The 20,316-nt window shown below is 35.3% G+C and carries 18 protein-coding genes and 1 pseudogene; 15 read left to right on the top strand and 4 right to left on the bottom strand.

The window, feature by feature from the left end; translation table 11 throughout:
• Window positions 1–55: 55 nt before the first annotated feature.
• Window positions 56–511 carry an FKBP-type peptidyl-prolyl cis-trans isomerase gene (locus JM83_RS01170; protein WP_144958601.1) on the top strand — a complete coding sequence of 152 codons (456 nt, stop codon included), beginning with the start codon at window positions 56–58 and terminating at the stop codon, window positions 509–511.
• A gap of 342 nt (window positions 512–853) precedes the next feature.
• On the opposite strand, the gene JM83_RS01175 is transcribed toward JM83_RS01170, so the two are convergent.
• The gene (locus JM83_RS01175; RefSeq protein ID WP_144958603.1) at window positions 854–1,441 is read right to left on the bottom strand and encodes an RNA polymerase sigma factor; all 588 of its coding nucleotides are present in this window, start codon (window positions 1,439–1,441) and stop codon (window positions 854–856) included.
• A 106-nt stretch (window positions 1,442–1,547) separates the two neighbouring features.
• Between JM83_RS01175 and JM83_RS01180 the strand changes: the two genes are divergently transcribed.
• From JM83_RS01180 to JM83_RS01215, 8 genes and pseudogenes are all read left to right on the top strand, one after another.
• Entirely contained in the window at window positions 1,548–2,699 is a 1,152-nt protein-coding gene (locus JM83_RS01180; protein ID WP_144958605.1) for a FecR family protein, read from the top strand.
• 155 nt (window positions 2,700–2,854) lie between these two features.
• The gene (locus JM83_RS01185) at window positions 2,855–5,821 is read left to right on the top strand and encodes a TonB-dependent receptor (protein WP_144958607.1); all 2,967 of its coding nucleotides are present in this window, start codon (window positions 2,855–2,857) and stop codon (window positions 5,819–5,821) included.
• A 714-nt stretch (window positions 5,822–6,535) separates the two neighbouring features.
• Window positions 6,536–6,988: a hypothetical protein gene (locus tag JM83_RS01190; RefSeq protein WP_144958609.1), complete on the top strand. Its 453-nt coding sequence runs from the start codon at window positions 6,536–6,538 to the stop codon at window positions 6,986–6,988.
• A gap of 36 nt (window positions 6,989–7,024) precedes the next feature.
• Entirely contained in the window at window positions 7,025–7,459 is a 435-nt protein-coding gene (locus JM83_RS01195; RefSeq protein ID WP_144958611.1) for an SRPBCC domain-containing protein, read from the top strand.
• A gap of 36 nt (window positions 7,460–7,495) precedes the next feature.
• Window positions 7,496–7,660, top strand: a pseudogene (locus tag JM83_RS01200) (DUF1801 domain-containing protein); the annotation flags it as partial.
• Window positions 7,661–7,788: 128 nt separating this feature from the next.
• Window positions 7,789–8,103, top strand: a complete 315-nt coding sequence (locus JM83_RS01205; protein WP_144958613.1) for a putative quinol monooxygenase — start codon at window positions 7,789–7,791, stop codon at window positions 8,101–8,103.
• A gap of 238 nt (window positions 8,104–8,341) precedes the next feature.
• Complete coding sequence (locus tag JM83_RS01210) at window positions 8,342–8,620, top strand: hypothetical protein (RefSeq protein WP_144958615.1); 279 nt, start codon at window positions 8,342–8,344, stop codon at window positions 8,618–8,620.
• Between the two features lie 3 nt (window positions 8,621–8,623).
• Window positions 8,624–9,292 (top strand): ATP-binding cassette domain-containing protein, encoded by a 669-nt coding sequence (locus JM83_RS01215; RefSeq protein ID WP_144958617.1) that lies wholly within the window; start codon window positions 8,624–8,626, stop codon window positions 9,290–9,292.
• A 52-nt stretch (window positions 9,293–9,344) separates the two neighbouring features.
• Here JM83_RS01215 and JM83_RS01220 read toward each other — a convergent pair whose 3' ends face one another.
• A complete protein-coding gene (locus JM83_RS01220) occupies window positions 9,345–10,091 on the bottom strand; it encodes a DUF6503 family protein (protein WP_144958619.1) in 747 nt (248 codons plus the stop codon).
• A gap of 373 nt (window positions 10,092–10,464) precedes the next feature.
• Here JM83_RS01220 and smpB point away from each other — a divergent pair, with 373 nt between their 5' ends.
• Together smpB and JM83_RS01230 are read left to right on the top strand one after the other, a co-directional pair.
• On the top strand, window positions 10,465–10,920 hold the full coding sequence (gene smpB, locus JM83_RS01225; RefSeq protein ID WP_144958621.1) for an SsrA-binding protein SmpB: 456 nt from the start codon (window positions 10,465–10,467) through the stop codon (window positions 10,918–10,920).
• A 54-nt stretch (window positions 10,921–10,974) separates the two neighbouring features.
• Entirely contained in the window at window positions 10,975–13,455 is a 2,481-nt protein-coding gene (locus JM83_RS01230; protein WP_144958623.1) for a DUF5686 and carboxypeptidase regulatory-like domain-containing protein, read from the top strand.
• A 204-nt stretch (window positions 13,456–13,659) separates the two neighbouring features.
• On the opposite strand, the gene JM83_RS01235 is transcribed toward JM83_RS01230, so the two are convergent.
• Both JM83_RS01235 and JM83_RS01240 read right to left on the bottom strand, forming a co-directional pair.
• A complete protein-coding gene (locus JM83_RS01235; RefSeq protein ID WP_144958625.1) occupies window positions 13,660–14,439 on the bottom strand; it encodes a hypothetical protein in 780 nt (259 codons plus the stop codon).
• Window positions 14,440–15,079: 640 nt separating this feature from the next.
• Window positions 15,080–15,721 carry a protein-L-isoaspartate(D-aspartate) O-methyltransferase gene (locus JM83_RS01240; protein WP_144963659.1) on the bottom strand — a complete coding sequence of 214 codons (642 nt, stop codon included), beginning with the start codon at window positions 15,719–15,721 and terminating at the stop codon, window positions 15,080–15,082.
• 157 nt (window positions 15,722–15,878) lie between these two features.
• Between JM83_RS01240 and JM83_RS01245 the strand changes: the two genes are divergently transcribed.
• From JM83_RS01245 to JM83_RS01260, 4 genes are all read left to right on the top strand, one after another.
• Window positions 15,879–16,844 carry a Gfo/Idh/MocA family protein gene (locus JM83_RS01245; protein ID WP_144958627.1) on the top strand — a complete coding sequence of 322 codons (966 nt, stop codon included), beginning with the start codon at window positions 15,879–15,881 and terminating at the stop codon, window positions 16,842–16,844.
• A 294-nt stretch (window positions 16,845–17,138) separates the two neighbouring features.
• Window positions 17,139–18,026, top strand: coding sequence for a 3-hydroxyacyl-CoA dehydrogenase family protein (locus tag JM83_RS01250; RefSeq protein ID WP_144958629.1), 888 nt, complete (start codon window positions 17,139–17,141; stop codon window positions 18,024–18,026).
• Between the two features lie 343 nt (window positions 18,027–18,369).
• The gene (locus JM83_RS01255; RefSeq protein ID WP_144958631.1) at window positions 18,370–19,605 is read left to right on the top strand and encodes a DUF1015 domain-containing protein; all 1,236 of its coding nucleotides are present in this window, start codon (window positions 18,370–18,372) and stop codon (window positions 19,603–19,605) included.
• Between the two features lie 43 nt (window positions 19,606–19,648).
• Window positions 19,649–20,308, top strand: coding sequence for a YggS family pyridoxal phosphate-dependent enzyme (locus JM83_RS01260; protein ID WP_144958632.1), 660 nt, complete (start codon window positions 19,649–19,651; stop codon window positions 20,306–20,308).
• The last annotated feature ends 8 nt before the right edge of the window (window positions 20,309–20,316 follow it).

Raw genomic sequence — 20,316 nt, forward strand, 5'->3', positions numbered from 1 at the left:
TGTGTCCTAAACCAGTCTCTATATTCCCTATATTTGAACTCAAAAAAAAACAAACATGAAACATCCCCTCCTTGCATTTGTTGTTGTTCTATTTCTAGCCTGTGATAGCAAAGAAAATGAAAATGTAGACTATAAGGCACAAAACGAACAAGATATCACGGCCTATATAGCTGATAAAAATTTGAACGCTCAAAAAAGCGACTCGGGTTTATACTATGTTATAAATGAAGAAGGGACCGGAGAGCGGCCTACATCAAATTCCAATGTAACGGTGGTTTATAAAGGCTACTATTTAAATGGTTCTGTGTTCGATCAAAGTGATTCCAATGGGATTAGCTTCAATTTACAACAAGTAATAAAAGGCTGGACAGAAGGTATTACTTATTTCAAGGAAGGAGGATCTGGTCTTTTACTAGTTCCTGCTCATCTGGGATATGGAAATAATGATGTTCGCGGGATTCCCGGAGGTTCTGTATTGATCTTTGAGGTGAAATTGATTTCGGTGAATTAGAAGCTTATCATTTTCTATTAGCTAATTTGCACTAAGCTATTTGCTTCCATAAATAGCACTTCTATATGATCCTGAAGAATTGTTTAAGATAAGTTTCTAAAAACGTATATACACTCTACAAATAAAAAGGAGTTCAACAGGACCGCCAATAACCTGTATTCGAGGTCGGTATCTGCCGTACGACAACCAATAGAATCATTTTTCAACTGGTTGATCGAAAAACAGATTTTCAAAGGGCTAGCAAGGTCAGGTTAACGAAAGTTTTTTGGTACATGTTTTTAGAAAAATTGGCCGCGGCCTTCATTCTCCTTTAATTTTTTAACCCTTGATTCGCATCATTAACTAAGTTTTTTGAGTACCAAACAATAAAAATGTAATTGACATTACCTTTTCTTTCATTTTTTTTCTAAGAATTGAAAAAGCCTTAACCATTTGCTTTTCAACGGTGTTCACAGACACATTTTGATATTCAGCAATTTCAACGTAAGTTAGGCCATCCTGCTTACTTAGTAAGAATGTTTCTTTGCATTTAGGAGGTAATTTCTCTATTTCATGTTGTACGAGAGTCAATAGCCTATTGGCTTCCTTTTCATCTATTAATTCAACAAAATTATCTAAACCTTCTATATACTTTTTCTCTAATACGGTAACAGCTTTTTCCTTTCTGTATTGATCTATAAATTCGTTATAAACTGATTTATAAAGGTAATTCTTAATAGAAATATTAGCATCTAACTTTTTGCGATGTTGCCACATTCGAGTAATAACATTTTGAACAATATCTTCCGATTTAAAATTATCTCTGGCTAGGTTACTAGCATAATCACATAGCTTTTTATAGTACAAATCTACTATATAGGTGTATGCATGAGTATTTCCCTTTTTAAGGTGTTTAATTAGTTTTTTTGGACTTGAAAATACGTAGCGCAATTGGGTAATATGAAATTAGATCAAAACAAATTTAATTTTTTTTTAACGAAGAGGGGTGGTATAGTAGTTTTAGTTTCGTTATAGAAGTATAGGTGCTATAATATAAATGGATAAAAACATAGAAATATTAATTGTAAAGTTTCTTACCAGAGAATCAAATGTCGATGAACTTAGACAATTGGAATTATGGATGAGCAACCCAAAGAACGAAATACTATTTCTTGAATATATCAAGACCAATACTTTTTCGAATATGGCAATCAGTAAGTATGATATCAAAATAGCCAAAAAAAATATTGTTCGTAGTATTCGAAAAGAAAAATATCAGATCTATAACATATTAAAATACATTGCCGCAGCTGTAATTATTGGAATGTTTGCTTCAACCTACCTTTTCAGAGATGATCTATTTATTAGTCCTGTAGAAAGTGTTCCAGTAGTCGCGAACGATATAAAAGCAGGAACTAATAAAGCATCACTAACACTAAGCGACGGCTCGGTAGTATTATTAGGGAAAGGAGGGTCTTTTCAATCTAAAAACGCTAAAAGTAATGGAGAGGAAATAATTTATGGTACCACTAAAAATAAAACACCTTCTAAAATCGCTTATAATTATCTCACCATTCCTAGAGGAGGTCAATTTTTTGTCAAACTCTCTGACGGAACCCAAGTATGGTTAAATTCTGAATCTCAACTTAAGTATCCAATAAGTTTTATTGATGGAGAACTTCGCCAAGTTGAACTTATTTATGGCGAAGCGTATTTTGATGTATCACCAAGTACAAAACATAAAGGTTCAAAATTTAAAATACTTACTGATGTTCAAGAAATTGAAGTCTTGGGAACTGAGTTTAATGTAAAAGCTTATCAAGATGAAAATATAATTTACACAACATTGGTAGAGGGGAAAGTTTTGGTTAAAAACAATAATAAAACTAGAAGTTTAAAACCTAAACAGCAATCAGTTATTGACATCAATACCAATGACATAAAAGTCCAAGAAATAGATGTTAATAGTGAAATTAGTTGGATCCATGGAGAATTTATCTTTCACAAAAAACCGCTAAAAGAAATTATGAAAGTTCTTTCTAGATGGTATGATGTTAACATAATTTTTGAAAATAAATCTTTTGAAAACACGCAATTTAATGGAGAGCTTAGTCGAGACCAAAAAATAGAAGATATACTAGAATTAATTAAACAAACCAAAATTATTAATGCTTATGAAATAAATAAGAATACCATCATATTAAAATAAAAAAGGGACGGAAATATCAACATCTCACCGCTAAAAATCTCCTCCCCCTTATGTGATTAATCAATTAATTTTAACCAATTTACACACGCAAATTTATGAAAATTAAACCAACTAAAGTTTTGCTTTTTTCCAGAAAAAAACTGCTAACAAACATCATGAAAACTTTAATATTCTTTTTCTGCTCTGTAACTTTCAGCTTCACGCCAAATAATGTTTTATCTCAAAATGTTAAAGTGAAAATAAACCAAGATAGAACAGTAACAATTGATGAAGTTTTCAAAATAATTAGTAATCAAACGGATTATAAATTTATTTATCAAACCGATTTATTTAACGGTCTACCTGAGGTTCAAATAACTAAAGGAACTATTAGACTTAATGAATTGCTGAAGAAATGTTTTTCAGTTAGCAATTACGATTTTGAAGTTTTAGAAAATAATTCAATTGTAATTAACGAAAAGCCCGATATATTTATTAAAAATAATCAACAAAAACAGATATCAGGTACGATAACCAATACTAATGGTATGCCATTGCCTGGAGTTAATGTGTTTGTTAAAGGCACATCAAGAGGGACCTCCACAGATTTTGATGGTAATTTTAGTATTGATGTTGAAGCTGAATCTATTCTTGTAATAAGCTATATTGGTTTTAAAACAGTTGAAATTGTTATTGCAGAACAAACTATAATTAATATTATATTAGAAGATGATGCCGCAAGATTAGACGACGTTATAATTGTTGGAAGTCGCGGGAAACCTAGAACATCTTTCGATTCCCCGGTACCGGTTGATAATATTTCAACTTCAGAATTAAAACAAACCGGTAAAGGAGTGCTGGATCAGCAACTTATGTATAAAGTACCATCTTATAATTCTACAGAACAACCTGTATCTGATGCTGCAGCACATTTTAGTCCTGCAGATCTTAGGGGCTTGTTTCCAAGTAGAACATTAGTATTGGTAAATGGCAAAAGAAAGAATGCAAGTGCATTAGTATATAGCTATGTAACCCCTGGACGTGGTGAGGTTGGAGTAGATATGAAATCAATACCTTCTGCAGCCTTAGAGCGTGTAGAGATTTTAAGGGATGGTGCTGCAGCCCAATATGGCTCTGATGCTGTTGCCGGAGTAGTAAATCTGGTTTTAAAGAAAAAATCAGATCCATTTATAAACACAAGTTATAGTGTAACTACAGAAGGTGACGGAGAACAATATCAAATTGAAACTGGATTTGGAGTAAATATAGCCGATAAAGGTTTTGCCAACTTCACTTTTAATTATTTCGATTCTAAAAGAACTCAAAGAGCAGGCGAAATAACCAGCTTAGAAGATGAGGCGAATTATTGGGGAGTTACAGACGATTCAGATTTTTCCACATCAGATTTACAATCATTTTTGCAACGCAACCCGGGAGCAGGGTTCCAAGTAGGAACGCCAGATATGACCATTACTAATTTCACTTACAACACTGGTTATACCTTAGATGAGGAAAGCAATACCGAAATTTATTCCTTTGGTACCCTAGCCAATAGAAGTGGATCTTCTCCACAATTTGCCAGAGTACCTTACTGGGTTCCCGGTTTTGAGCAAATTTATCCAGGTACAGAATTTTTCTTGGCAGAGATGGCACCTAGAATTAATGATTACACTCTTGCTTTAGGTTTAAGAACTACTTTTAATAAGTGGGATTTCGACTTAAGTTCTACCATGGGACAGAATAGAATAGATTACTATATTGAAAATTCCTTCAATCAATCTTTTGGAGCAAGTAGCCCATCAGACTTTTATAATGGGGCACATCAATTTAGCCATGTCGTAAATAATCTGGATATCGTAAGATCGTTTGAGGACACAGGATTAAATGCACTTACTGTAGCCTTTGGGGCAGAGCACCGAACAGAACGTTTTGTTACTGAGGAAGGTGAGTTTGCTTCTTATGGTGATGGAACCCCGGATGATCCATCAGATAGAACTGGATCTGAATCTTTTGGTGGTTTTAGACCTGAAAATGCTTCCAATGATTATAGAAGCAATTTAGGAATATATACAGATGTTACTGCAGATATTACGGAAGACTTTCTCCTTGGAGGTGCTTTGCGTTATGAGAATTATTCAGACTTTGGCTCTAATGTAAGTTGGAAATTAAACACAAGGTATAAAGCACTAAATGATAAGTTATCACTTAGGGGATCTTTAAGCAGTGGTTTTAGGGCACCTTCTTTACACCAAATTTATTATACTGCTATTACTACTACCCTTACCGAAAATGGGATTCAACAAAATGGAATTTTGAACAATGCCAATCCAGCTTTACGTGCATTGGGGATTCCAAAATTAGATGCTGAAACTTCCTTTAATATTGGAGCAGGTTTAACTTACCGATTTAGTAGACAAATTGGATTAACAATGGATGTGTACCAAATAGATGTAGATGATAGAATTGTGCTTTCTGGCCAGGTAACTCCAACCGGAGATCCTACAAGTCCAATAGACCAAACATTGTCTAGCGTGAATGTAGGAGCTGCAGGATTCTTTTTAAATGCAATTAATACACGTACCAAAGGAATAGATATCGTATTTAGTTATGACAATATAGAACTAGGAAAAGGGTATTTGGGTGGTAGTATTGCTGCCAACTTTAATAAAACTGAAGTTAGAAGCACCCAGTTTCCAGAATTCATTGAGGATAACAATTTAGGGGATGCCTTGTTCTCTAGAGAAGATGTATCTCGTGTAGAATCTTGGAGACCAAGATCTAAGATTATAGGTTCAGTAAATTACAACCTGGATAAATTCTCCACGAACTTATCCATGATGCACTACGGAAAAGTTACTTATAGACACCCAAGTAACCCGGCAGATGATGCTACTTATGGAGGTAAATTATTAACTGACCTTAGTTTTAGTTATGATTTCACAGAAAAAATTACTTTAACTGCTGGAGCTAATAATTTATTTAATGTATATCCAGATACTTTCGCCGATGCGTATAGCGCTAATGGAGGTGTACCTAATGACAGAAACTTGGATTTCGTAGGAAGGTTTAAATATCCTTGGCAAACCACTCAATTTGGAATTGATGGTACAAGAATATTTACCAATCTTGCTTTCAAATTCTAGAACACAATAAAAGCTTATATAACCCGCATTCAATCAAAAATTGAATGCGGATTTTTTTTTGTTGATAAACCGAGTTCGATAGAAAATTTTTGTCGTTTTGACAGTTCCGTTAAGGGAAGAAGTAGGAGCGACGAGAAATCCTTATAGAATTAGATTCCTCCTCATTCTTCGTTCGGAATGACAGTATTTTTTATTAAAAAACACAACGAATTGATTTACAGAAATTCTAAAGTCTAACTAACATTCATAAAATCATCACATATACCGCCTACACCTATTTTAAACTTGAACCAGTGGAATTCAAGATCCTGTATGTATTTAAAAGAAAGCCTAGAGGGTAGCACTGTGCTTTTTAAAGTCCTTCCCAAAGACAGAGCCCACCTTTTTGCCAGCAAGGATTTAGGAGGGATGACAGTATAAATTATTCAAACTCGCCCCCAACCCTTCCCCAAGGAAGTGAACGAATATTTTCTCATTATCAACACTTCTCCAAGCTAGAACCTGAACAATTAAATTGTACCTGATGTTCATTTTTCGTATTTTTAAATTATTATAAGTATTTCTATCCTTATAACCCTTGTAATTCCCATTTTAGGACAACAAGACTAAAAAAAACTACCCTATCTTTATTTTAAATAAAATTCATTTTTTTTTAAATAATAATAAGTACGAATGAAAAGTCTTAAATTACCTCTATTTTTTTTAATTCTAATAATGGGATTATCACTTTCCTGCAAGATGAATTCCGAAGACCTCGAAATTGGGTTGAATGAAAGTATCCATCATGACGACTTCGAGTATCTCGTGACAGATTTCAAGGTTTTATCTATAGATGAATATACCAAGCGATATAGGATTAATTTTAAAGTGATTAACAATGCCGAAGTTGTAGAGCATACTTGGAATAATTCCATTGCATATATAGTAGATGCTAAAGGAAATATTTACAACAATAATAAAGAGCTTCAAATTAAGCTAAATGATAGAGAACCCTTTGGATGGCAAGAGGAGTATCACACCCATCCAAAATCTGAAGAAACCACTACCTTGATCTTTGATTTACCAAAAGGAGTTACAAAACCCTATTTAAAAGTGACAGGGAAATTTTTAATGGGTGATGTGTTGGATCTTAACCGATATAAAAAAATGAAAGTAAAGCTGTTTTAATTTTTATAAAGACACTATAAATTGAAACCATAAATAATGAACATTCAAGTAAAGGTTACAGACCATGTAGTGCGGCCCTTGGAAAAGGTGTTTAACAGCATTATAGATCCTGTTCAAATAACAAAATATTTTGTATCCAACGCCAGCGATCAACTTTCCGAAGGAAATAAGGTTACTTGGGTATTTAAGGACTATAATGTAGAATTGAATGTAGAGGTATTAAAAGTGATAGAAAATGAGCAGATCACTTTCAATTGGGAAGCGAGTGGCATTAAGACGCGAGTATCTATCTCCCTTTTTTCTGAAGAAAAGAACAAGACCAAGCTGGTTATTACTGAAGATTCATTTGAAACTAATAAAGAAGGTATTGCCAAAGCCCTTCAGCAAACTCAAGGTTGGACAGATTTTATTTGTTCGCTAAAGGCATACCTATATACTGGGATCAACCTGAGAAACGGAAAAATGAACTAGCAACCAAACCGATAAATGCCAATAAAAGCAGCCACTGTAAGCGAATATCCCAAGCATGGCAAACTAAAGCTCGATATGGAGAAAAGCTGTATTAGGTTTAAAAAACCAGAACAAATTCCTTTTGAATTAATTGCTGAACTCGCTTCAAAAATGACCTATAAAGAATGGATCGAAATATACGAATTTAAGGTGAAAAGGTGATTTTATTTGTTTTTATAAGTAAAAACCGACTTTTAGTTGGATTTCGTAAAGCCTAAAACATGCTATTGTACATATTTAGAAATAATATCATAAATTTATAGGATTAACCACCCTACAAAATTTAAAGTATGTATAAATACGGTCTTAGCGTAAAATTCAAATCTACGGAAGATAATGGGCATAAATTATCTTCTATATTATTAAAAGCTTCAGAGTTGGTTTCAAGGGCGAAAGGCTGTCAATTATATTTAGTGAGCATAGATAGTGAAGATCCAAACACCATATGGACCACGGAAATTTGGGATTCCAAGGAAGATCACTATAACTTTTTATCAGTCATTGGGGTTAAAGAGCTTATTTCTCAAGCTACGCCCCTATTGGCTTCGCCACCAGAAAGAATTAAGGAAATTAAAATAATAGGCGGGTATGGCATCAATCCATAAAAATCAAACACCTCGGGGCAAGCCCACGAGGTATGCATTGGAAAATAATTTTAGAAATTCGAGGCAAGCCTCGGGGAATTAAACCCTCAATGAGGGATTAAAGAAATCAAGATTGTTTTGCACCTTTTAGGTTAAACTGAAAATAAAAAAAACCTAAAGGAGGTAGAGCCATTGAGGAATGTTCTAGATTAAAAACAATAACTTCATCAAAGCAGAATTTATTTAAAAAATCCAGAAAATGAATGTACGGGCACTGTGGAGCTATTATATAGATGTTAATATCGTGAATTTGATTTTTTCTATTTTCATCATGTATCTATTCAATAGGTACTGGGCCATCTTTATGTTTTGTACGCTTGGAATTTTTGTAGGCCGCTTTGCCTTCCAATACTTTAAGAACAACGAATACAACCTCTATTACAATCTGGGATTTAGTAAGTTGAAATTGTTAAAAATAGTTTGGGTGCTCAATCTCATTATTGCTCTTCCATTGTTCATAATCGCTTTAGCTATATAAATTATGAGTCATCTTTTAGAGATAAGCGGAGCTTATAAATCATTCGGCAAAAAAAAGGTTCTGGAGAATATTGCTTTTGAGCTGAAAATAGGAGAGATTTTGGGCATCTTCGGAAGGAACGGTAGCGGAAAATCAAGCCTCTTAAAAATGATTTTTGGAACTTTGCCTGCCAATCATATTCAGATTAAATTTGATTCAGAAATTATTGAACCCAAAGAGATAATCCCACGCCAACTTATTGGCTATCTTCCACAAGATAGTTTTTTACCAAAGAGCACTAAAGTTAGGGATATCATTCCCCTTTTTTGCGATGATGAAGAAAAGCAGAACAAAGTTTTTTATGCCCAAGGGGTTTCTAAATTCGATCATACCCAAATCGGGAAATTATCCATGGGACAGCTAAGATATTTGGAAACATTGCTGGTAGGGTCTTTAGATCACCCATTTATCATGCTAGATGAACCATTCTCCATGTTGGAACCTCTTTACAAAGAGCTCCTCAAGGAACTTTTACAAAACCTAAGCCAAACCAAGGGAATTATTGTAACAGATCATTATTACCGTGATGTTCTAGACATCACCCATTCCAATTTTCTTCTAAAAAATGGAAATAAAATAGAGATCTTAGAACCGATGGATCTGGTAAACAACGGGTATATCCCTTCTCATTAGAGCCATCGGACCATAATATAAAGAGAATCTTTTCCGGTAAATTAAATTGAACTTAAGATTTTTTCAACTCTACACGAATATCTTCTGTCTCAATTTTAGACAACAATTCGAGTTTGCCTTCTTCGAACAACTCATCCAACTGGCATAGATCTGTATTAAAATCCTCCTGCACATAGTTTTTGTAATCCACAAACCGAATTCCTTTGATTACACGCGGGTTATACGCCTTTCTAAATCTTAGTCCCCCTTCATTTACATGAAATTTATAAGCTAGGTAATCTATGGTGAAATTTTCTTTATGGATCCAATATAAAAATTCATCATGATGATCTGCACCTCCACCATCCTGGCTAAAAGTAACTTTTAACTGGTAATAAGGCATCCCATTGATTTCTGAATCCCCCTCCAGTTTTTTATTGACAGCTTTGTCGTTTAGGCCATAAGGCAAATGTGCAAAATAATGAACAGAATTAATACTGCCAGTATACTTAACCACCATACTGTCTGGCACGGTGACCAAACTATCATTTAAAAATCGTTTGTATCCGGTGTTGCTCACTACATCCCGAATGGTACCCAAGGAATCTCTAATTTCACGTTCTAAAAGAAATTCCCCTCCATTGCGCACACTCTTGTATTTATTATCGCGGAACTTAAATTCGATGGTTGCATTTTTGTAGTTATCCCCACCTGCATTTGCAATGGTTTTATTGATAATCTCCTCTGCAGAAAGTTGTTCTTTTTCATTCTGGCAGGCAGTAAATAATACTAACAAAGCAAATATTAAAAGGTATCTCATAGTTCAATTTTAATAGGCGCTAAGATAAAAAAATTAGCAGAATAGAATATTTATTATTCAGAATATCCATTTTTTAAGACTCTTTAATTCCAATTTCCTTACACTTGGCAAATTCCTTTATAATTATTATGATGGTCCATTTAGACACCTAGAGTAAGTTTTTGTCACCTTGAGCGGAGTCGAAAGGTCAAACAAAAACGTCTCGACTTTAGCCTGTCTTGAGCGTAGACGAAAGGCTCGACGTGACAATATATGTTCTAATTTGCCCATTATTAGGTGTTTTACCATATACCTATTTAGAAAAGAACGATCTTAAAACTTTACAAAATCATTATAGGAATTTCTAAAGAAACCTTCCTATTTTTGTGCCTCTATGAAGAATACCATCAACATAAAAAACCGCAAAGCGAAATTTGAATATGAATTTCTGGAAACCTATGTGGCAGGAATTAAACTTGCCGGGACAGAAATCAAAGCAATTCGTATGGGGAAAGCATCTATTACCGAGAGTTTTTGTGAATTCCAGAACCACGAGCTCTTTGTGATCAACATGCATGTAGAAGAGTATTCCCACGCTACACATTTCAATCATAATCCTAAAAGTGAGCGTAAATTGCTAATGCAAAAACGGGAACTTAAAAAACTGGAGAAAGAGGTCAAGAATACCGGTCTCACCATTATTCCTACCAACCTGTTTATAAATGATCGTGGAATTGCAAAACTCAAGATCGCATTGGCAAAAGGTAAAAAGTTATACGACAAACGAGAAACCATGAAAGACAGGGACAATAAGCGCAATTTAGATAGAATTAAAAAAGACTTTAATTAAGCCCCACCCCCATTCCTATTATTTGGTTATTTTGCAAGGGTAAAACTTCTATATATGAAAGGTAGCTTAAAACTCCTCCTATTTCTTTTCCTTATTTCCCGATTTTCATTTGCACAGGTTACAGGTACAGTTAGGGACAATAACGGCCTCCCACTCTCCTATGTAAATATTTATACTGAAGATGGTGCACATGGAACTACCACAAACGAAGATGGAAATTACGAGCTTCGATTATCCAAAAAGGGCGAATATGAATTGGTCTTTCAATTTTTAGGGTACCAAACCCGTAAAAAAAAGATCCTTGTAGATAAATTTCCATTTCAATTGGATGTCCAATTAAATTCAGAAACAACCAATTTGGATGAGGTTACCATCAACTCTAAAGACAATCCTGCTGATAGGATTATTAGAAATGCCATTGCGAGCAGAAAGAAAAACCTTGCAAAACTAGAGCAATACACGGCCAATTATTATTCCCGTGGATTATGGCGGATTAAGAATGCCCCAGAAAAGATTTTGGGACAAGAACTTGGAGATCTTGGTGGCGGCTTGGATTCTACCCGAAGCGGAATTATATATTTAAGTGAAACTATTTCTGAAATCACTTTTCGTGCTCCAGATGATTTTAAAGAAAAAATAATCGCCTCCAAAGTGAGTGGGAATGACAATGGTTTCAGCTTAAATTCTGCCGAAGAATCCGATTTCTCCTTTTATAACAATACCATAAACCTCAATGCAGAGATTGTCTCACCCATCGCCGATTATGCGTTCAATTATTACGATTATAAATTAGAAGGCGTTTTTTATGATGAAGGCACCCTAATAAATAAGATCCAAGTAAATCCTAAACGCCCAAAAGATCGGGTTTTTAGCGGGTTTATTTATATAGTCGAAGATACCTGGCAAATCTATGGAACCGAACTTAAAACCACCGGACAGGCCATTCAGGTGCCACCAATTGAAGAACTCACTTTTACGCAAAACTTTAAATATTCTGAAGAAAATAAATTCTGGATCAAGATAAGTCAGGCGGTGGATTTTAGCTTTTCGATGTTTGGGATTGGCGGGGATGGAAGGTTTACCGCGGTTTATAGCAATTATAATTTTGAACCTCAATTCGAAAAAAGGACCTTTACGAGAGAGGTGTTAAGTTTTGCAAATCAGGCCAACAAAAAAGATTCTCTGTACTGGAACAATATCAGGCCGGTACCCTTAACGACAGAAGAGCTAACAGATTATGTGAAGAAGGATAGTATCCAAGAACTAAAAAGTTCCAAAAAATACCTGGACTCTGTAGATACCGCCCAAAATAAATTTTCAATCTCCAATCTGCTTTTTGGATATAGCTATGGGAAAACCTACAAAAAGCAGCGATTTAGCATCTCTTCTCCCTTATTTGGAACTCACTACAATACCGTTCAAGGATATAATACTTCTATAGATGTTTCCTATCGAAAGAATCTGGATGATAATTTCAGAAAGTATTGGAGGATCTATTCTAAGATGAATTATGGCTTTAGCGATGATCGTTTCAGGATAACAGCAGGTTTTCAAAAGAAATTCAACAATATCTCCAAGCCTATTTTAAATGTGGAAGCAGGAGTAGCAACTGCACAAATAAATCCAACTTTACCAATTTCAGAAAGAATAAACGATATCACCAGTTTGTTTTTCGAGCGAAATTATTTGAAATTATACGAAAAACAGTTTGCTGAAATCTCCTACCAGCAAGAGCTTTTTAACGGATTTAGATTGTTTTCAGATGTTAGTTATCAGCAACGAAATGCATTATTTAATACCAGTGATAATTCTTGGATCAATCAAGATGATGTTGCTTATACCTCCAATAATCCGTTACAGCCAGAAAATTTTGAAAGTGCGCCTTTTGAAGATCACCATATTTTTAAGTTGAATGTTTCCGGAAGAATAGATTTTGGCCAGAAATACATGAGTTATCCCGATAGTAAAGTAAATGTCCCTTCTAATAAATTTCCAACTTTATGGATCACATACGAGAAAGGTTTTGCCAGCGATATTTCTGAATATAATTTCGATCAGGTTCGCGTGGCATTGATACAAAGCGTAAATCTTGGCAATAAAGGGGATTTTCAATATACGTTAAAAGGCGGTGCTTTTCTAAATGCTAATGAGATCTCTTATTTGGACTATCAGCATTTTAATGGCAATCAGACGCGTATTGGCAGTGGTAGTTACCTCAATAAATTCAATTTATTGCCTTATTATGAACTGAGCACCAAAAACAACTATTTGGAGCTACATGCCGAACAGGATTTTCAGGGTTGGATCTTAGGGAAACTTCCCCTAATCAATAAACTGAATTATAATTTGATCCTTGGAGCGCATGCGCTTTCTATAGAAAACAACAAACCCTACACAGAGTTTTCTGTGGGAATAGACAATTTAGGCTTTGGAAAGTACCGATTATTAAGACTTGATTATGTAGTCTCTAAGTATCAAGGAAAAACAGAAGCAGCCTTTATCTTCGGACTTAAGTTTTTAGGGATTTTTGAGTAGGTAATCTTTAGATTTAATGAAAATCCATTTTCGTCCAGTAAATACTTGACCATCCCATTCCGTCACCCTGAACGGTCTTGGCAAGTAGCGTGGAGTGGGGACGCATTCTTGTCGGCTTTGTTGGTTTTTACTTGGTCTCTAAAATAACACTTTTCATTGGAATACCCGCTATTTGCGCTTAACCGACTTGTTGGCTAATGGTTTTTAGTTACTTAGCCAACTATGATAACTTATATTATTCCAGCCGTAAATCGAAATAGAAACACCTGAATTTTCCTCAATATTTTCCTCTGAAAAATTCTTGAGAATTGATTTTAAATTTTCAAATTCTTCGTAATCTGTGTATTTAAAGTATTTAGAAGGATGGTTAACCCAATGTCCATCTGAAGTAGTAGGATAAGGTATTCTTCCTTCTCCTTCAAACTCAAATTCCGTGAAATTAGGATTTTCTTTAAGGACTTCTAAAAACTGCTCATAAATTTCTGTATTATCAATATTTGTCCCAGAGACATAAGCAAATGAATTGGGAGGATATCTAAAAGTTTGATTAAATAATAAATGCGTAAAATTATTATCAATAATGTTTATAGAAATCTTTTCTTGATTTATTGTAATGGAATATTGGTCAATAGTATTCCCATTAATAAAAGTTATTTTGTTGATTTTTTCTGGCAAATCAATGTAAGAAGTTGCCGGACCAATGGCAGTAAGGCAAATTGTTGGAACTGATATTTTTTCAAGTCGTATTATTAGTTCATTATCTTCTATAGATTGCGTTGTAATTAAACTGTAATTGTAGCAAGGAAATTCTTCTCTTGTTATTAGTTTAAGTTTTAACCTAGGATTTTCAGATATATTTGAATTGTTATAAATTTCTACTGGCATAAAGTTAATATCCGTTTCTATAGAACCGATAAAGTCATCATCATTCTTGCTACAACTTAGAGCAATAAAGGAAATTATAAGTATTATAATTTTTTTCATGTGTTCCATTTATATATATGACACTAAAATTGTAAAAGGTTGCGTGAAAATTATGCCCAACTTGTTTCAGGGGTCTTCTTAGTATTTCCTAAGATACTGAAACAAGTTCAGCATGACGACAAATCTGAATATAGCCTGTTCAAAACTTGCTACAGGTTTTTCAGGTTGAGTGCCCCGATGCCTCGAGGGAAACCTATTTGTTCAGTCCAAAAGTTCTCGAATTCAGTTTATCCTGAGCGCAGTCGAAGAACTCAAACAGACAAATTATTTAAATTACCACAATGAATAGAACCCTCAATGTAGGATCTCGAAATAAAAACATTTGCTCTTGAGATTCTTCAATACGATACACTACTTTCAGAATGACAGTTTAATTCTTTTGTCATATCGAGCGTAGTCGAGATGCTTTTTTACTTAAAGGTTCTTTAGCACACTAAGTTTCCTTTTGAATGACAAAAATATTTTACTGTCATCCCGACGACAGGAGGGATCTCTTGGTTAAAAACACTTGCTCTTGAGAATCTTCAATACTTTACACTACTTTCAGAATGACAGTTTTATTCTTTTGTCACATCGAGCGTAGTCGAGATGTTATTTGACCCTTCGACTCCCCTCAGGGAGACAAAACCATGAAATCAGTCTAATTCTTATCCTCTAAAAGGGGAACAAACCTAAAATCACCAAATTCTTTTTTATCGAATTCCTTGGCAGATTTTCTTATATAAAGGGTCATTACCTGCACATTTTCTCCTACTGGGATCACTAAGCGTCCCCCCACTTTTAATTGAGCCAATAACGCATTTGGAACATAGGGCGCACCAGCGGTCACGATAATCTTATCGTAGGGCGCATATTCTTCCAAGCCTTTATATCCATCCCCAAAACTTAAATATTTGGGCCTATAGCCAATTTTAGATAAGAACACTTTGGTTTTTTTATACAACTCGCGTTGGCGTTCTATGCTATAAACTTTAGCCCCTAACTCACATAAAACAGCGGTCTGGTAGCCGCTTCCTGTACCAATTTCCAGTACGCTATCCCCTTTTTTGATCTCCAATAATTCGGTTTGAAAAGCAACGGTATAGGGTTGGGAAATAGTTTGATCTGCAGCGATTGGAAATGCTTTATCCTGGTATGCATGGTCTTCAAAACCACTATCCATAAACAGGTGTCTGGGAATCTTGTTGATTGCAGCCAAAACCTTTTTGTCCTTTACCCCTTTTGCCTCCACAATTGCTGCCAATTGTTGCCTTTTCCCCCGATGTCTAAATGTATCCTTCAACTTAATAAATTGCAATTATGGCATAAAATTAAACAATCTAACCCAAGCCTTCAAGCTAAGTTTTAATTATTATTTAACGCTTGTACCAATTCATTTACAACCAAAATGATATTGGCTTTATGCCGAGAAATGTTATTTTTGTTGAAAACGTAACAACATGCTAAAAGCTGGTGTATTTGGTGCAGGTCATTTAGGTAAGATCCATTTAAAACTGCTCCAACAATCTTCGGAATATGAGTTAATAGGGTTTTATGACGGAGATACCAAACGAGCCAAAGATATAGAAGACGAATTTGGTTATAAAAGTTTCCCTTCTGCTGAAGCCCTGATAGATGCTGTAGATATGATAGATGTGGTAACCCCGACAATCACCCACTTTGAAACGGCTAAAAAAGCAATCACTGCCGGAAAACACCTTTTTGTAGAAAAACCTATCACTTCCACCTATGCGGAAGCTGAAGAATTAATTGCTTTAGCTAAAAAACATAAAGTCAAAGGGCAGGTGGGCCATGTAGAGCGTTTTAACCCGGCATTTAGAGCGGTAAAAGACAAGATCGGGCAACCGATGTTTATTGAAGCGCATAGATTGGCAGAGTTCAATCCGCGTGGGACAGATGTGCCCGTGGTTTTGGATTTGATGATCCACGATATAGATGTGATCTTAAGTGTGGTGAAATCCAAGGTGAAAAATGTATATGCCAGTGGGGTATCGGTTATTAGTGAGACTCCAGATATTGCCAATGCCAGAATTCAGTTTGAAAATGGATGCGTTGCAAATTTAACGGCAAGCCGAATCTCCCTTAAGAATATGCGAAAAGCACGGTTTTTTCAGCGGGATGCGTATATTTCGGTAGATTTTCTTGAACGCAAATGCGAGGTGGTAAAAATGAAGGATGCTCCCAAGGAACCAGATGATTTTGCGATGATCCTTCAGAATGCTGAAGGGATTAAAAAACAGATCTATTTTGAGAATCCCACTATCGATGCCAACAATGCGATTTTGGATGAACTGGAATCTTTTGCGCAAGCAATAAATAATAATACAGAACCAGTTGTTACCCTAGAACAAGGCGCCGAAGCCTTGAAAGTAGCTAACATGGTGATAGAAAGTTTTAAAAAATAGAGATTAGCTTCGGGAAATAAACCTTCATTGAAGTATTAAAGACTTTCAGAAATAAAAAGAAATTATGCATATCCGTTTTTTGTCCTAAAAGTTCTTTCGTCACCCTGTCCCGAAGCGTCGGGATATTTCAGGGTCTCAATATTGTAGTGATTTAAATTATAATAAGATTCTGAAACTCCGAAGTATCGGGACAGAATAACGTCCTTTTTCAGTTTAGGATACTTTACGGACAAACAAACAACAATTAACAAAGCTATTTGGGAACAAGTACCAATAGCTACTTAAAAAAACAGCATGAAGAACATAGCAGTAATTGGAGCAGGAACCATGGGGAACGGAATAGCCCATACCTTTGCCCAAAGCGGATACCAGGTAAACCTAATAGATATTTCCAAGGAAAGCCTTCAAAAAGGTGTGGATACAATTTCCAAGAATTTGGACAGAATGCTTGCAAAAGAAAAAATCACGGAGGCAGATAAAACAGCAACATTAAAAAACATTAAAACCTTCATCGATATCCCTTCAGGAGTAAAAAATGTTTCATTGGTAGTAGAAGCTGCTACAGAAAATGAAGATCTAAAATTGAAAATCTTCGAACAATTGGATGCTAATTGTACTGAGGATACTATTCTTGCTACCAACACCTCTTCGATCTCTATTACCCAGATCGCTTCTAAGATCTCCAATCCTTCAAGGGTTATTGGTATGCATTTTATGAATCCGGTACCGGTGATGAAATTGGTGGAGATCATACGAGGATACAATACCAGCGACAAGGTTACCAAAACCATCATGGATCTTTCAGAAAAACTTGGTAAGAGTCCCGTAGAGGTTAACGACTATCCCGGTTTTGTAGCTAACAGGATCCTTATGCCAATGATCAATGAAGCTATTGAAACCCTTTACAATGGTGTTGCAGGAGTTTATGAGATAGATACTGTGATGAAATTGGGAATGGCTCACCCAATGGGACCCTTGCAATTGGCAGATTTTATAGGCCTGGATGTTTGCCACTCTATACTTGAGGTAATGTACAAAGGCTTCAAAAACCCCAAATATGCAGCTTGTCCCTTATTAACAAATATGGTACGCGCAGGAAAACTCGGAGTAAAATCTGGGGAAGGTTTCTATGATTATTCTGAAAATAGGAAAGCTGAAAACGTTTCAAAACAATTCAGTTAAATCAAATGAAATCTCAAGTGAGAGTTAAATGACAAATAAAAATATTTCGTCGTCACCCTGAAACCTGCGATAAAAAAATTTACCTAGCGTAGGTTTTTGACGTAATTTTCGATTTTCTAATGAAATAGATGCTGAAACAAGTTCAGCATGACGGCAATACCGCATCGTCACCCTGAATTTACCAGCCCTTACCGGTCGGGCGGGTTTTAGGGTCTCATTTTATTGTATTGAATTACAGGGTTATAAGATGCTGAAACAAGTTCAGAATGACGTCCGTTATTAGGTTAGGAAACTTTACAGACATTCAAATATAATTTTTCATAATTTCTGAAACAAAAAATCATTGGCAAAAATAGTTCCGTTTAAAGCAGTAAGGCCTACCAAAGATAAGGCAGGGATGGTTGCCTCCAGACCGTATGAAAATTATAGTGCGGGGGAATTAAAAGCCCAGTTGGAATACAATCCTTTTTCTTTCCTGCATATCATAAATCCCGGCTATAAATTTCAGCATGAAATAACCGGGGAGAAGAGGTTTCAGTTGGTAAGGAATAGATATCTGGAATTTAAGGAAGAGGAAATATTTATTCAGGATAAAACACCTTGCTATTATTTCTATAAAATACTTACCAGGACCAATATGTTCTCTGGAATTATTGCCGCAGCGAGCGTTCAGGATTATGAGGATAATGTGATAAAAAGACACGAGGACACTCTAGCCAACCGTGAGAACCTCTTTAAGGATTATTTAAAGGTAGTCGGCTTTAATACAGAACCGGTACTCCTGACCTATCCCGATTCAGAAATTATGGACAACCTCATGCTGAAGGTAATGAAAGGGGAACCTGAATATGAGTTTTCCACCTATAATAAGGAGAAACATATCTTATGGAAGATCGAGTCCCCCGAAAAAGTTGCAAAGATAAAAGCTGAATTTGAAACTATGCCCACACTTTATATAGCAGATGGGCATCATAGAAGTGCCTCTTCCTATTTACTGGCCAAGGAATCCAAAGCAGCAAATCCAAATCATACCGGCAAAGAGCCATATAATTATTTTATGAGCTTTCTTATTTCTGAAAGCAAACTACAGATCTTCGAATTCAGCAGATTGATCACAGATCTAAACGGTCTGAGCAAAGAGGAGTTTTTAATACAGTTGGATCTTTGGTTTAGGATAGAAAGCAGAGGGCTGGAAGTCTATACACCTACCAAAAAACATCATTTTAACATGTATCTGGATGGAGAATTCCACTCTTTATATCTGCGGAAGACAAATTATGAATTCACGGATTCCTTGAGTAATTTGGATACCTATATTTTATATCAAAAAATATTGAAGCCTATTTTAAATATTCAGGATCTTCGCAATGACGATAGGATTGCCTACATCCATGGAAAAAACGATTTGATCGAGATTAAATCTCAAGTAGATAGCGGTAATTTCGCCGTGGGTTTTGGAATGTTGCCATTGACTATTGAAGAACTTAAAAAAGTGGCAGATGAAGGCTTGACAATGCCCCCAAAAAGCACTTATATTGAACCTAAACTAAGAAGCGGATTAACGATCTATGAGTTTTAGGGTTAAAAATACCATATAGGATAATAAATACTTAATTTAGAGAATGGAAATTTCCGAAAACATTAAAAAACATAAAGAGGAGCTTGGGGAAAAAGTAAGCTTGGTTGCTATCTCAAAAACCAAACCCAATAGTGACATTTTGGAAGCTTACAATGCAGGACAACGGGTGTTTGGAGAGAACAAGATCCAGGAAATGACCGAGAAGTGGGAAACGCTACCAAAAGACATAGAATGGCATATGGTTGGGCATGTACAGCGCAACAAAGTGAAATACATGGCACCATTTGTGAGTTTGATACATGCCGTTGATAGCCTTAAATTATTAAAAGAGATCAATAAGGAAGCGGAAAAGAACGAAAGGACCATCTCTTGTTTGCTTCAAATTAAAATTGCTGAAGAAGAATCAAAATTCGGTTTGGATGCAGAAGAAGCAAAGGAAATTCTAGCTTCTCCGGAATTTCAAAAATTAAATAATATCCAGGTAAAAGGATTAATGGGAATGGCCACGTTCTCTGATGATGAAGCTATAGTAAGAGGAGAATTCGATTATCTAAGATCTGTTTACGTCGATCTCAAGAAAAAGCACCCTCAATTTGAGGTGCTTTCCATGGGAATGAGTGGTGACTATAAAATAGCAATAACCTGCGGTAGCACTATGGTACGAATAGGAAGTGCTATATTTGGGGAACGAAATTATAATTAAGAAGAAAA

This window comes from Gillisia sp. Hel_I_86 (assembly GCF_007827275.1).
Taxonomy (GTDB): Bacteria; Bacteroidota; Bacteroidia; order Flavobacteriales; family Flavobacteriaceae; genus Gillisia.